The organism is Aliivibrio thorii, assembly GCF_057368585.1.
The window spans coordinates 1,211,302-1,224,655 of the sequence record NZ_CM170655.1; the positions used below are offsets into that span (position 1 = coordinate 1,211,302).

Annotated in this window: 13 protein-coding genes and 2 pseudogenes; 8 read left to right on the forward strand and 7 right to left on the reverse strand. The window is 36.9% G+C overall.

Annotated features, from left to right (window positions below; translation table 11 throughout):
• Positions 1-225 precede the first annotated feature (225 nt).
• Both ltrA and AC2IP4_RS19620 read left to right on the forward strand, forming a co-directional pair.
• Positions 226-1,461, forward strand: a complete 1,236-nt coding sequence (ltrA, locus tag AC2IP4_RS19615; RefSeq protein ID WP_486310149.1) for a group II intron reverse transcriptase/maturase — start codon at positions 226-228, stop codon at positions 1,459-1,461.
• 99 nt (positions 1,462-1,560) lie between these two features.
• A complete protein-coding gene (locus tag AC2IP4_RS19620) occupies positions 1,561-2,220 on the forward strand; it encodes a hypothetical protein (RefSeq protein WP_486310923.1) in 660 nt (219 codons plus the stop codon).
• A gap of 6 nt (positions 2,221-2,226) precedes the next feature.
• Here AC2IP4_RS19620 and AC2IP4_RS19625 read toward each other — a convergent pair whose 3' ends face one another.
• The gene (locus AC2IP4_RS19625) at positions 2,227-3,306 is read right to left on the reverse strand and encodes an ISAs1 family transposase (protein ID WP_486311210.1); all 1,080 of its coding nucleotides are present in this window, start codon (positions 3,304-3,306) and stop codon (positions 2,227-2,229) included.
• Positions 3,307-3,378: 72 nt separating this feature from the next.
• Here AC2IP4_RS19625 and AC2IP4_RS19630 point away from each other — a divergent pair, with 72 nt between their 5' ends.
• Positions 3,379-4,503, forward strand: coding sequence for an ISAs1 family transposase (locus AC2IP4_RS19630; RefSeq protein ID WP_486310362.1), 1,125 nt, complete (start codon positions 3,379-3,381; stop codon positions 4,501-4,503).
• 270 nt (positions 4,504-4,773) lie between these two features.
• Here the strand turns inward: AC2IP4_RS19630 and AC2IP4_RS19635 are convergent.
• Positions 4,774-5,595, reverse strand: a pseudogene (locus AC2IP4_RS19635) (IS30 family transposase); the annotation flags it as partial.
• 78 nt (positions 5,596-5,673) lie between these two features.
• On the reverse strand, positions 5,674-5,877 hold the full coding sequence (locus AC2IP4_RS19640; protein WP_486310924.1) for a transposase: 204 nt from the start codon (positions 5,875-5,877) through the stop codon (positions 5,674-5,676).
• A 157-nt stretch (positions 5,878-6,034) separates the two neighbouring features.
• On the opposite strand from AC2IP4_RS19640, the gene AC2IP4_RS19645 reads away from it, so the two are divergent.
• Together AC2IP4_RS19645 and AC2IP4_RS19650 are read left to right on the forward strand one after the other, a co-directional pair.
• On the forward strand, positions 6,035-6,286 hold the full coding sequence (locus tag AC2IP4_RS19645) for a type II toxin-antitoxin system Phd/YefM family antitoxin (protein WP_375320580.1): 252 nt from the start codon (positions 6,035-6,037) through the stop codon (positions 6,284-6,286).
• A complete protein-coding gene (locus AC2IP4_RS19650) occupies positions 6,283-6,543 on the forward strand; it encodes a Txe/YoeB family addiction module toxin (protein ID WP_375320579.1) in 261 nt (86 codons plus the stop codon). Before AC2IP4_RS19645 ends, AC2IP4_RS19650 begins: the two co-directional genes overlap by 4 nt.
• A gap of 151 nt (positions 6,544-6,694) precedes the next feature.
• Here the strand turns inward: AC2IP4_RS19650 and ribB are convergent, their stop codons facing one another.
• A complete protein-coding gene (gene ribB / locus AC2IP4_RS19655; RefSeq protein WP_375320578.1) occupies positions 6,695-7,348 on the reverse strand; it encodes a 3,4-dihydroxy-2-butanone-4-phosphate synthase in 654 nt (217 codons plus the stop codon).
• 370 nt (positions 7,349-7,718) lie between these two features.
• Here ribB and AC2IP4_RS19660 point away from each other — a divergent pair, with 370 nt between their 5' ends.
• Together AC2IP4_RS19660 and AC2IP4_RS19665 are read left to right on the forward strand one after the other, a co-directional pair.
• Positions 7,719-8,258 (forward strand): thermostable direct hemolysin-family toxin, encoded by a 540-nt coding sequence (locus tag AC2IP4_RS19660; protein ID WP_486310925.1) that lies wholly within the window; start codon positions 7,719-7,721, stop codon positions 8,256-8,258.
• Positions 8,259-8,986: 728 nt separating this feature from the next.
• On the forward strand, positions 8,987-9,235 hold the full coding sequence (locus AC2IP4_RS19665; RefSeq protein ID WP_105055996.1) for a DUF3297 family protein: 249 nt from the start codon (positions 8,987-8,989) through the stop codon (positions 9,233-9,235).
• Between the two features lie 88 nt (positions 9,236-9,323).
• Here the strand turns inward: AC2IP4_RS19665 and AC2IP4_RS19670 are convergent.
• Positions 9,324-10,322 (reverse strand): annotated as a pseudogene (locus tag AC2IP4_RS19670) (ISL3 family transposase); the annotation flags it as partial.
• A gap of 96 nt (positions 10,323-10,418) precedes the next feature.
• Here AC2IP4_RS19670 and AC2IP4_RS19675 point away from each other — a divergent pair.
• Positions 10,419-11,375: an IS30 family transposase gene (locus AC2IP4_RS19675; protein ID WP_486310926.1), complete on the forward strand. Its 957-nt coding sequence runs from the start codon at positions 10,419-10,421 to the stop codon at positions 11,373-11,375.
• Here the strand turns inward: AC2IP4_RS19675 and AC2IP4_RS19680 are convergent.
• Together AC2IP4_RS19680 and AC2IP4_RS19685 are read right to left on the reverse strand one after the other, a co-directional pair.
• On the reverse strand, positions 11,365-11,574 hold the full coding sequence (locus tag AC2IP4_RS19680; RefSeq protein WP_486310927.1) for a hypothetical protein: 210 nt from the start codon (positions 11,572-11,574) through the stop codon (positions 11,365-11,367). The genes AC2IP4_RS19675 and AC2IP4_RS19680 overlap by 11 nt on opposite strands.
• A gap of 206 nt (positions 11,575-11,780) precedes the next feature.
• On the reverse strand, positions 11,781-13,148 hold the full coding sequence (locus AC2IP4_RS19685) for a YjiH family protein (RefSeq protein WP_486310928.1): 1,368 nt from the start codon (positions 13,146-13,148) through the stop codon (positions 11,781-11,783).
• Between the last annotated feature and the right edge of the window lie 206 nt (positions 13,149-13,354).

The window sequence follows — 13,354 nt, forward strand, 5'->3', positions numbered from 1 at the left end:
AATGGCTAAGGGTGATACTAAAGCTGTGAATAGAACTGGGCACGGGGAGTAAGTGTTTCTCTTTACTAGAGGCATAGAGGCGGTTAAGCATATTGCGAATAAAAGGGCGTAGCCTTGCTAGAAAACTTAACGCGACAACGAAATAAACCTAACCAACATAAATAAAGTCAGCAGCAGGTGATGTGAGATAATAATTTGAGAGTACACTATAGCCTTTACGGGCGCATGCTATCACTGCAAGCGCTTTACGTGGCATACAAACAAGTGAGAAAGAATGGAGGCGCAGCTGGTATTGACGGGCAGCGTATCGATGATTTCACACAAAATTTGGAAGTAGAGCTCAGAAAACTATTACTTGAACTACAAGAAAAGCGCTATCAAGCGCGGCCCGTAAAACGAGTTGAGATCGCCAAAGACGATGGCGGTATCAGGTTATTGGGGATCCCCACAGTTCGAGACCGAATTGTTCAACAATGTTTAACGAATATAATGACTCCCATATTTGACCCAAACTTTCATCCATCCAGTTATGGATATCGGGTTGGGCGAAGCTGTCATCAAGCCATCAGCAAAGCTACACTCTTTATACGTAAATATAATAAGCGGCATGTTGTTGATATGGATCTGTCTAAATGCTTTGACATGCTTGACCACGATCTGATAATCAAGTTCGTGCGAAAGCGCATCGTGGATGGCAGTATCTTAGGCTTGATCCGTCAATTTCTAAAAAGTGGAGTCATGGTTGGTGAAAACTGGCAGAATAGTGTAATAGGCAGTCCACAAGGTGGGGTGATTAGTCCACTACTTGCTAATATCTACTTAGATGAATTCGATCAAGAAATGATGAGGCGTAAGCATCGAATAGTGCGATACGCGGATGACATTTTGATATTCTGCACCTCGAAAAAGGGTGCAGAGAATGCATTAAAAGTAGCTAGCCATATTTTAGAAGTAACGCTAAAACTTAAAGTGAATGAGCGGAAAACCCATATAGCACATAGCGATACAGGTATTAAATTCTTGGGAGTGGAAATTTTTACAAATTACACTGCAGTTCAAGAAAAGAAGCTCAAAACATTAAAAGCGAAAGTAAGACAACTCACCAAGCGTAATGGAGGATTGAATTTAGCGAGAGTGCTAAAGCAACTGAATCCAGTGCTCAGAGGGTTTGTAAACTACTTCAAAATAGCCAATATTACGAGCACACTGAAAAGCCTTGCGGCTTGGATAAGGCGGAGATTGCGAGCGGTACAAATGAGTTTGTGGAAGAAGCCGTGCAGATTGCATCGTCGTCTTAAGCAACTAAAGTACAAACCGCCATTTAAGTCCATAAAAATGGACTCATGGCGAAACAGTGCGAGTCCGTTAGCAAGCTATGCGATGCCTAATCAGTGGTTCAAAAATCTAGGCTTGTATTCAATAGACGAAGTTAAAACAGGTGTACTCGCTTCTTTTTATTAAGAAATAGTAAATTGCAGGAGCCGTATACGAGGTCCGTACGTACGGTTCTGTGAGAGGGATGAGGCAAAAGCCTCACCCTACTCGATTAGGAGAAACAAAGTGGATTTGCATGAGAAAATAACTTGGTATATTGATAATGAAGCAGACAAACTAGCTCTACGACATCATTCATATCATAATGCTCTACATATTGAAAATGAGCGAAAATTAACAAGAACTTCATCACCTCAAAATCTTAAAAAAGTAGCTAGACCACCTCAGTGGTCTGAGGATAAAAAATTTAACCCGTTTTATGTTAAAAAACATGCTAAAACTATAGCTTATTCAATAGCAAAAAAAATAGCAGATAAAACATATAAACCTTTTAAACCATCAAAAAATGATGTTGCTAAATCATCTGGTGGTTATAGAGAAGTTGCAGTCTATCAAATTCCAGATGCCGCGGTTTCTACTTTTTTCTATCATCGGTTATTATCAAAAAATAAGCATCGCTTTAGTTCTTTTTCGTATGCTTATCGTGATGATCGCAATGTGCATTTTGCTATACAAGATATCGCTGTTGAATTGGCTCAAAATTCAAGATTATTTGTTGCAGAGTTCGATTTTTCAAAATTTTTTGACACTATTTCTCATCAATTTTTATTCGAACAATTTGATAAAAATGGTTTTTTTATTAGTGAAGAAGAAAGGTGTGTAATAAAGGCCTTCCTTAAAGGTAGGGATGAAGCAGGGTTCCCTCGTGAGTTACAAAATTGTTAAAAACCCTTAAGTACCAAACAAAACTCTCTCTCGAAACTCAGTATTTAACGCGCATTTCAATTGTCTTCGTTTCAATGTCCCTTTCATCTCTACAAGCTTAATAAAATTCATACACATTTGACGAATTCGAGATAGGTTTTCTGATGCATGCTTGTAGATGATCCGGCTGTTATCTTCATTCATTACAGTGTCCAACCACCAGTGCATACTTTCTACGCCCCAATGGCCTCGGCATAATTGGCCAAATTCTTCTGCTTTCATTTCCTTAGAAGAAATGAAGTATCTAACGCCTAAACTTCCCGAAGGCTCTCCGTTTTTCTGTTGATAAGTCGTTGCTATACATAAACTTTTTAAGCCTTTCCATTTAGAGGCAAAATCTCCATATTTATCCGTAAATGGAACAACAATATAACTTCTTAAGGTCTTACGACCCCGTAGACAAATTTCTTCTTCCTCAAAAGAATCACTCGCATAATCGCATAATTGCCCTAACGAAAAGTGTTCAGTAAAAACCTTATGGAGACTTGGTTGATTGTCTTTTACTGACATTAAATAGTCCCCTTTACGTTCAACTATTAGCTCTGCAATTGCTCTCTGGCAACCCATTGCATCAACACTAATTACTCGACCTTTAACTCTGATTAATTTAAGCAACTCAGGGATAGTCTTTATTTCATTCGATTTCGAGCTCGTTTTTAGTTGACTTAAAACCAGACCAGTATCAACAGAATAAGCATTAACCATATGTGTTAGGCATTTCTTCTTACTATAATCATACGTGCCTTTTAAAGACTTCCCATCAATAGCTATATGATTGGTTTCTAACGACTTTTCATTTTGAATGTCGTTACACCATCGAGTAAAACAAAGAGAAAATTCATCTGGGTCAACCAATCCAACAATGCGAGCCGTTGTATCTTGACTTGGAATGCCTGATAAATATGGACTGAACTTTTTAAGCCATTCTAAGTTCTCTTCTCCAAAGGCTTCTATCTCATCCCAGGTTTTCATTCCACACAACATGGCTGTCACCCAGGGTCCGCGCATGTTATTTACGCAGTGATTCCTAATATTTCGGGATATAATTTTTTAAAATAGCTTGAATTCGAAGTTTAGAAATGATCTTATACTGTTAACAAAACAGAAGAAGACAAAATAATGAATTACGACGATTTTAAAGACCATTTTAACATATTAAGCGATACACGTCAGTCGAGAAAATCGACGTATAATTTCTTTGAAGTCATGTTCCAAGTGGTTACCGCAATGTTGTGTGGAATGAAGACCTGGGACGAGATAGATACCTTTGGTGAAGAGAATTTAACGTGGTTTAGAAAATTTAGCGATTACTCTCATGGAGTACCGAGTCACGATACCATTGCTCGAATAGTTAGTTTGGTTGACCCCGATGAATTTTCAATTTGTTTTACACGGTGGTGCAATGATATTCAGCATGAAAAATCATTAGATACGACTCATGTAGCGATTGATGGGAAATCATTAAGAGGAACATATGACTATAGTAAAAACAAATGCTTAACTCATATGGTAAATGCTTATTCTGTTGATACAGGCTTGGTTTTAGGCCAATTAAAAACAGATTCCAAAAGCAATGAAATAACGACAATTCCTGAAATACTAAAGCTAATTAAAGTTAAAAACAGAATTATTAGTCTTGATGCAATGGGCTGTCAGAGAACAATTGCAGCAGATATTGTTAATAGAGAAGGTGATTACTTATTAGCAGTGAAAGGTAACCAAGAACGCTTACGTAATATGTTTTTAAATAAATTTTCTTTTGCTCAACTTGCTCATTTAGAGTGTGATAAATTTGAAACGGAAGAAGTCGGTAAGCGCGGAAGAAAAATGGTTAGGTCTTATTATGTTGTGCCATTTACAGAAGCATTTGGAGACTTCTCTGTTGATTGGGACGGTCTAGAAAGTTTATGTATAGCAGTGACTTATAATAAACATAACAAAAGTAACTCAGGGTCTTTAGGTATTAGATATTTCATATCATCTAAGAAATTATCAGCAGAAGAGTTTGGTAAATTATGCCGAGGCCATTGGGGTGTAGAAAGTATGCATTGGTGGTTGGATAGCGTAATGAAAGAAGACGACAGTAAGATAATGTATCAGCATGCTGCAGAGAATTTATCTAGGATCCGCCAGATGTGTATGAACTTCATAAAATTGGTGGATTTAAAAGGAACGTTAAAGAAACGGCAGTTGAAATGTGCACTTAATACAGACTTTAGAGAGATGGTATTATTTGGCACTTAGCTGTAATTTAACATTTTAGCAACTCATGCGTGGACCCTGGGCTGTCACCACTTGGAACAAAACTTCGAAGAAATCGTAAGTGATTTTTCGTTTCTGACGGCTATCACTTAATATGTTAAAATGGTCTTTGAATTCGTCGTAATTCATCTTTTGAATCTCATTTAGTTATCTAAACAGTATAAGATCACGTCAGATCGCCAAATTCAACTTATTTTTAAATTTTTATCCCGAAAAATTAAGAAAATCCGCGTAAATAACATGCGGGAACCCTGCCATTCCCTTTGGGAAAAAACGTCTTAGTAAACCATTGGTATTCTCATTCAAACCTCGCTGCCAGGAATGGTAAGGTTTAGCAAAATAAATGTCACAGTTCAGATGCTTAGCTATCTTAGCATGACCCGCAAACTCTCCGCCATTATCAAATGTGATTGTTTTGCAAAGCCCTTTAAAGGGCTTCATCATGCGATTTATTCCACGAGTAACGGCTTTTTTGGACTTACTGCGTACTTTACAGGTAACTAATAGCTTAGATACTCGCTCTACCATCGTGACTAAATACCCATCTTGGCCATAAACTGTATCACCTTCCCAGTGGCCAACTTCTGATTTATCGTCAACAATTGTAGGCCGTTGAGAGATATCAACACGGTTAGGGATTAATCTTGCTCCTGCTTCTACACCTTTACGTAGTTTGTATTTTTTACCTTTTCGAGCAAGCATTCTTTGCCAATGCTCTCTTTTAACTACATTGTAAATCGTACTGCAACATATTGTATTTTCTATTTTTTCTTTACGCATCCGTCCAGATATCTGCTCTGGACTCCAACCAAGTTGCAGGTATGTTTGAATAATTTTCTTATTCTTTTGGTTACATTTTGTATGCTTAATTGAAAGTGTTCTTTTTTGAAAAGCATGTCTATGCGCTTGCTTGGCAGAATAACTTCCAGCAGGACAGCGTCGTAATTCCCTTGAAATGGAACCATTGCTCCGTTTTAATTTTTGTCCTATTTCCCGAGCAGAAATACAGTGTGTATTCCAAGCTTCAATCTGGTATCTTTCACTTAGTGTCAGTTGCTTATATTGGTGTCCCATGGGATTACCTTAGTTGATTGTGTGAGAGCTTGAAGCTTATAGGCAACTGACTCTCTAATCTATACCAAAGTGTGTCGGTTATTCTTGGGATCTAGGAACTGATTTAGCTTCTTTTGAATCACCTATTGGTGATTCTTGCCTAACCCAGGTAGTGATAGCGCTTAATGAGATACCTAAACTGTCAGCTGCCTTCTGTCTTGAATAGCCTTGCTCTGTAACTAATTTAACTGCATCTTGTTTATACTCAAGAGTAAACGTTCTACGTGTATTTTTCTTATTCATATTCACCTCTAGTGACATAATAACTAAAACTTATAGAGGTGTCCGGAACTATTAGACCACTATACTGCTTCTTTGTTACCTGTGCAATATATTGTACATTTTGTTTTTATGAATTATACTTGTTCAATATTAAGTACAACTCAACAAAGAGGTAATTATGCGTATAGTTTCTTTTACTGAAGCCAGAAATGGTCTTAAATCTGTTCTTGATGGCGTGGTTAATGATGCAGACTGCACAGTTATCACTCGTCGAGATTCTGAAGACGCGGTTGTAATGTCTATGGACTATTACAACAGTTTAATGGAAACGATATATTTATCACGTTCTCCTGCGAATGCTGCTCATTTAAACAAATCAATTGCTCAATACAATGCTGACCAAACTACGGAAAGAGGCTTGCTTGAATGAGTCGAATGTTAGCTTGGACTGATGAAGCGTGGGATGATTATTTATATTGGCAAGGGCAGGGTAAGAAAACCCTCAAACGTATTAATAAGTTAATCACAGATGCAAAGCGTTCACCGTTTGAAGGCATTGGCAAACCAGAGCCATTGAAAGAAAACTTAGCTGGTTTTTGGTCACGTAGGATTGATGATACAAATAGACTGGTTTATGCCGTTAATGATTCACATTTGACGATAATTTCTTGTCGTTATCACTACTAATTGAATCGCAGTTAACAAATGCATCAACACGATTTGCTACATTCGGCATTCTAGGTTTCTTTTGGTTTACCGTGTTAAGTGGTAAATTTGAGCTTAATTTTGTGGGGCACTCCAACCTAAGGCAATCTTGAAGTGATGCCTTAGATGGAATTTATTTGCTCATTTCTTGTCGATATAAAGCAATATCATTAACAGTCAATACTGGTAAATGATGTTGTTCAGCAAAAGTAATTATTTCTGGGGTTTTAGCCATTGAACCATCAACGTTGGTTACTTCACATAAAACGCCTGCAGGAGTTAACTCTGCTAGTCGCATTAAATCGACTGTACCTTCTGTATGTCCTCGTCTAGTTAAAACACCACCATTTTTTGCCCTTAAAGGGAAAACATGTCCAGGTTTTGCAAGTTCATGCGGAAGAGCGCCATTTTTACAAGCGGTTTTAATTGTTGTTACTCTATCTGTGGCTGATACACCTGTAGTAACTCCTTTTTTGGCCTCTATTGAAATTGTAAATGCAGTTTGATTTGCACTTTCATTATGTTCAACCATTGGTGGAAGTTCAAGGTAATCAGCTTTATCCTCTGTAAGACATAAACATACAATACCGCTACAAGAACGGATCATTAAAGCCATTTGTTCTGAAGTTAGGTAATCTACTGAATATATAAGGTCTCCCTCATTTTCACGAGACTCATCATCAAGTAATAAAATGCCATTACCTTGTTGAACGGACTTTATTGCTTGTTCGACACGTTCAAAAGGAGAACCAAATTTACTAGTTAGTGACTCTTGGTTATGATTCATTACTACAAACTCCATACTGGTAGTTAATTAAAATTTTAATGACAAATTAAGAGATTAGATATTTTGTTTATCTATTTCTTACTGAATGATTGATAATGAGCTTATTACAATTTTAGTTACGTTATTACTGTAAATCATTACAGGTTGGGTTTTTCACCAATCATATAAAAGGTATAACAATCGCACCAATACGATTTGCTGCATTCTGTATTCTAGGCTTTAAGTGGTAAAGTTCAGCTTAATCAGCATAGTAGCAAACGTGTTATGCGATGAAGCACCTGTATTGGTATTTCATCCTGTAAAATATTACACCTTAAACATATAAAAAACATATATATTATCAATTCATTTTTTGTGTATGAGGTGTAATATGCTCTTAAAAACTACTTGGGTTATTTTATTTTTTTTAATTTCATCTTTGAGTTCTGCAAATGTTGACAATATTACCGATAATGAAGAGGGGGTTATAAAGTTTGTCGTTAAAAATGAGTCAACTGAGCGAAATGTTAATATTGATAGCTATTGGAGTAATGAAATAATTAAACGAGTACCAAATTCTAATGTAAGAAAACAGTCAATTTTTACAATATCTAATGCACCGTGGACGTATGGTTATCTGACTATTGGTATAGATAATAGTCAGTTCACAATGGCAGTCATATCAGGATATGAAAATTTTACTCCAATAATTAAAGTGAAATTTGATGAAGGTAGCGTAACCAATAGTGAACAGTCTGTAACTGATTTCATTGGTACAGGTAACAGTTTTCCTTACATAGATAGTCTTATTGATTTACCGCTGTCTAGCTATTTTATTAACACAGAGTTATACGAAGAGAATGAAGAAATTTTCCTAGTAATGTGTATATCTGACAGCTCTACACATGATGAATGTAAATACCAAGATTAACAAATTAATCGTATAACAAATACATCAACACGATTACCTACACTCGGTATTGTCAGTTTGCCTTTAGTTTCAGTGATTAAGGAGTTAAAATTAAGCCAAGTATGAGTCGTAAAGGTAACTGTTGGTGTAAGGCTGTAATGGAATTGTTTCTCCGTCGACTAAAAGCCGAACTGACTTATACGGAAGATTCTCAGTCCATAAATGAAGTTAAAGCTGAGGTAACCTGTTAGATTTCACAGTAGAAATCTAATCCATATAATAAATTACAGTCGTCGATTAGCAACGTAATGAGGTAAATAGAACCTGTTCCTGTCTATAACCTATTTTTGTTATGGTTCACTCCAACCGTAATGATTTTGTTTAGAGCTACTATTTTACTCTTTTAGTAAGAAGTTATCCTGTAAATAGTGGTTTTTTGGCCCAGATTGGCAGCTGGGCCACTTTTTAAGTATATGTTTACCATATTAATCAGTGCAATCTCTTTTTTTTTATCATTACTCCTAACTCTGTAATTTTTTAACTTTTAAAGACACCACTACTAACTAGCACTAGTGTAATCGTTATAATTAACCATTTTTCATTTGCGATAAAACCAATTTTAAATCAAGATTTTACTTTAATTAGAAGCGAAGTTCTTCAACATTTATGATAATAGAATCAGTATCTCTTGAGGCTTAGGCTTATATTGTCTACAATAGCGCACTTTTTATTTTCCATAGGCAACAAACATGAACGATATTAAATCGCAACCAGCTTTACCTGATCACCTTTCTGGCAATCCTCGTAGCCCGCATCATGTAGCAGAATGTTTTGAGCATCACATTGGTATTCGTCTTAATGGTAAAGAGCGTACAGATGTTGAAGAATACTGCATCAGTGAAGGTTGGGTAAAAATCCCTTCACCAAAAGCACTAGATCGTCGTGGTCAGCCTCTGATGATCACACTAAAAGGCACGGTTGAAGCTTTTTATAAATAAGAATATTCGGTAAATGAAACTAGTGCATTATTGTGCAGTTAAATGAACCCTCTTAAAGGCCTAAAGAAATTTAGGCCTTTTTTATGGTTCATCGCGGCTTTCCGGGGAAAGCCGCTTTTATCTTCATAAAGAAATAGTCTGTATCTCTGTAGCCATACCCCATTCTTTTGATCAGCTTAATTTTGTTATTTATTCCTTCCAGTGTACATGTATTTAATCGATATAAAGCCGAACTAACAATTCCGTGAAGGTATGGTTTTAACTTTCGTGCAAAACTGATTAATGGTTGGATCCCACTCTCATTTACCTGTTGCCACCATACATCCCATAGTTCTATTGCCTGCGTTTCTGAGTCACAATACCAGAGCTCTTTTAATTGCTCTCCTAGCAAATGAGTCACCATTAAATCGTGGTTTACCGAAAGTATTTCATCTAGATAACTCTGTTGATTTGCGTCTAGGTTGTCTCTATTTTTCAAAAGGATCCAGCGTGAACGCTTAATCCAACGACGAGCTTTTTTGTCTTCTTTGAGTTGATTCGCTTGATCTACCCTAACTCTATCCATTACCTCTCGTCCATATTTGGCTACCACATGAAAAAGATCGTATACAATACGCGCATTAGGGCAATGAGCTTTCACTTCGAGATCGAAAGCTGTATTCATATCCATAGCTACTGCTTCGATATTTTCGGCATGCTCACCAAGCTCTTCAAAGAAAGGCCTGATATCAGTTCGGCTTCTACCTAAACCAATCCAAAGCACTTGATGTGTCTGCGCATCGGCAATCACTGTTGCATATCGATGTCCTTTAAATATGGCAAACTCATCCATCACTAGTTGACGTAATTTATCCCATGGTATGTCAGGGATAACTCGTTTAAGTCGTTGTTTATCAATGTTCTTTATCGTGTGCCAATGTACTCCAGTCAGTTCTGAAATATGTTTAATCGGCAGCAAAGGCAGCAGTTGTTCAATATATTCTATCAATCGATTAGTCAGGCGTGAGTATGGTTTAAGCCAAGATATTGCTTCCGTTTTTGTACCACATAGCGAACATGTAATGCGCCTAGTCTGAATCAAAAGTTCCCTAGATCCCAAGAATAACCGACACACTTTGGTATAGATTAGAGAGTCAGTTGCCTATAAGCTTCAAGCTCTCACACAATCAACTAAGGTAATCCCATGGGACACCAATATAAGCAACTGACACTAAGTGAAAGATACCAGATTGAAGCTTGGAATACACACTGTATTTCTGCTCGGGAAATAGGACAAAAATTAAAACGGAGCAATGGTTCCATTTCAAGGGAATTACGACGCTGTCCTGCTGGAAGTTATTCTGCCGAGCAAGCGCATAGACATGCTTTTCAAAAAAGAACACTTTCAATTAAGCATACAAAATGTAACCAAAAGAATAAGAAAATTATTCAAACATACCTGCGACTTGGTTGGAGTCCAGAGCAGATATCTGGACGGATGCGTAAAGAAAAAATAGAAAATACAATATGTTGCAGTACGATTTACAATGTAGTTAAAAGAGAGCATTGGCAAAGAATGCTTGCTCGAAAAGGTAAAAAATACAAACTACGTAAAGGTGTAGAAGCAGGAGCAAGATTAATCCCTAACCGTGTTGATATCTCTCAACGGCCTACAATTGTTGACGATAAATCAGAAGTTGGCCACTGGGAAGGTGATACAGTTTATGGCCAAGATGGGTATTTAGTCACGATGGTAGAGCGAGTATCTAAGCTATTAGTTACCTGTAAAGTACGCAGTAAGTCCAAAAAAGCCGTTACTCGTGGAATAAATCGCATGATGAAGCCCTTTAAAGGGCTTTGCAAAACAATCACATTTGATAATGGCGGAGAGTTTGCGGGTCATGCTAAGATAGCTAAGCATCTGAACTGTGACATTTATTTTGCTAAACCTTACCATTCCTGGCAGCGAGGTTTGAATGAGAATACCAATGGTTTACTAAGACGTTTTTTCCCAAAGGGAATGGCCATTGGAGAACTTGCAGCAAAAGAGATTAAACAGGCAGAGTTTTTGATTAATTCGAGGCCTAGAAAGGCATTAAATTTTCTGAGTCCGAGTGAGTTTTTAAACGGTAAGCGTGTGTCGGTTATTGTTACGATCTAGCTTCAACTGGAGTTCCTAATATCATAGCGTCTTTAATAGTTCGCCACTGAGTATCGTGAGTAAATTCAGAGAGTCGCCCGCAAGAGCAGAATGCTGGGGAATCAGGCTTTAAGGTTATAGAGATTAATGAATCAGTTTTATGAGACTTTACGATCTGAAAACCTTTCCAGAATGATGATAAAAAAGTATTATTTGGCATGAAAACGGCAGTTTGTGAAAAGTTGTGTTTGGCGATGTAACTTTACCACTAACTGCCGTTTTTGTTTTCAATTCCCGCTAATCTGCGATGAACCTTTTTTATTGAAATAGCTTTCTGTTATTTATTGGTATCTAGTGTAATAAACATAAAAAAAGCGGCCTCATTAGAGACCGCCTTTGATATATTAACTAATATCCATTAACAGATTAGAAAATTAAGTGCGCCATACCAGCAATAACTGGTAACGTAATAAGAGTACGTAGAATGAAGATTGCGAATAACTCAAAAATGTTAACAGGGATTTTACTACCAAGCAGTAATGCACCCACTTCAGACATATAAATAAGTTGAGTTACAGACATTGCAGCAATAACAAAACGAGTCATTTCACTATCGATAGAAGCCGCAATGATTGATGGAATAAACATATCTGCAAAACCAACAACAATCGTCTGAGAGGCTTCTACTGCATAAGGAACACCAAGTAATTCTAAGAAAGGAATAAAAGGTTGGCCTAATACAGAAAATACAGACGTATATTCAGCAATAACTAAAGCGATAGTACCAAGCGCCATTACTACAGGTAATACGCCAAAAACCATATCTACTGCATTTTTAACACCTTCACTAAATACATTACGAATAGATGTTACTTTAGATGCTTTATTCATTGCCTGTTCAAGCCCCCAAGAGAAGGTAGTATAACCTTGAGGGATAACTTCAGCATCAGCTGCACGTTCAGTACCGTCGATGAATAAGTCTTTCTTACGGCTAAGAGGCGGTAGGCGAGGGATGATGATTGCCGCAACAACACCAGCCAAACATACCGTCAGGTAGAATGGTAAGAAGTAGCTTTCTAATTCAACTTGAGCAATAACAACTAAGCTAAAAGTAATTGATACTGCAGAGAATGTCGTACCAACAACAGCTGCTTCACGTTGAGTATAAAACTTTTCTTCGTATTGCTTACTGGTTAAAAGAATACCAACAGAGCCATCACCTAACCAAGAAGCCATACAGTCAATAGCAGAACGACCAGGTAAATTGAAAACAGGGCGCATAACTTTACTTAAAAGAGCACCGAACAATTCCAATAAACCAAAATTAAGCAGTAAAGGAAGCAATAAGCCAGCAAAAATAAATACAGAGAAAAGAACAGGTAAAAGATCATTAAGAACTAAACCACCGGTGTTTGGCTCCCAAATTGCTTCAGGACCAACCTGAAAGAAAACCATTGCAGCAGCTGCGCCACCAATCAAGCGAACCACAAACCAAAGTGGGGTAGGGTTAAGTAAACCAAACAAAAAGGCGTTATTTGTGATAATGCTAGGTTTAACGATTTTAGCTAGAATGGTGATAACAGACATAAACATCACGATGCCTGTAACGATAGTAACTAAATAGTCCCCAAATAATACCTGAATTGATTTTGCCAATACAGCAACAGGTATTGTGATATCACCGTTATACGTAATTGGAGCCATAAACAGGAATAAACCTATTAATGACGGGATAAGAAACATTAGAAGATTCTTCTTCTTGCTCATTTGGGGTATCTCACTTGAATTTTGCATAAATCTCTCAAATTACTACTAGTTAATAAAAGCTAATCCTTAGCATTATTATTCACTAAACTTCCGTATTCATTCAGTAACATGAAGATTACACTGTTTTTTTTGAAAGTGGAATACTATTCATTAAAAAAAAGTATTTATTCACTTTTATGCAGTGTTAACTAGTGCTTTGTATCTTAAGTGTAATCAAGTTGTTTGTTATATAT

What these genes read in the sequence shown, in the direction of transcription:
- ltrA (WP_486310149.1), top strand. Translation starts at nt 226, where the DNA reads ATGCTATCACTGCAAGCGCTTTACGTGGCATACAAACAAGTGAGAAAG.
- AC2IP4_RS19630 (WP_486310362.1), top strand. Translation starts at nt 3,379, where the DNA reads ATGAATTACGACGATTTTAAAGACCATTTTAACATATTAAGCGATACA.
- AC2IP4_RS19640 (WP_486310924.1), bottom strand. Translation starts at nt 5,877, where the DNA reads ATGAATAAGAAAAATACACGTAGAACGTTTACTCTTGAGTATAAACAA.
- AC2IP4_RS19645 (WP_375320580.1), top strand. Translation starts at nt 6,035, where the DNA reads ATGCGTATAGTTTCTTTTACTGAAGCCAGAAATGGTCTTAAATCTGTT.
- AC2IP4_RS19650 (WP_375320579.1), top strand. Translation starts at nt 6,283, where the DNA reads ATGAGTCGAATGTTAGCTTGGACTGATGAAGCGTGGGATGATTATTTA.
- ribB (WP_375320578.1), bottom strand. Translation starts at nt 7,348, where the DNA reads ATGAATCATAACCAAGAGTCACTAACTAGTAAATTTGGTTCTCCTTTT.
- AC2IP4_RS19660 (WP_486310925.1), top strand. Translation starts at nt 7,719, where the DNA reads ATGCTCTTAAAAACTACTTGGGTTATTTTATTTTTTTTAATTTCATCT.
- AC2IP4_RS19665 (WP_105055996.1), top strand. Translation starts at nt 8,987, where the DNA reads ATGAACGATATTAAATCGCAACCAGCTTTACCTGATCACCTTTCTGGC.
- AC2IP4_RS19675 (WP_486310926.1), top strand. Translation starts at nt 10,419, where the DNA reads ATGGGACACCAATATAAGCAACTGACACTAAGTGAAAGATACCAGATT.
- AC2IP4_RS19680 (WP_486310927.1), bottom strand. Translation starts at nt 11,574, where the DNA reads ATGCCAAATAATACTTTTTTATCATCATTCTGGAAAGGTTTTCAGATC.
- AC2IP4_RS19685 (WP_486310928.1), bottom strand. Translation starts at nt 13,148, where the DNA reads ATGCAAAATTCAAGTGAGATACCCCAAATGAGCAAGAAGAAGAATCTT.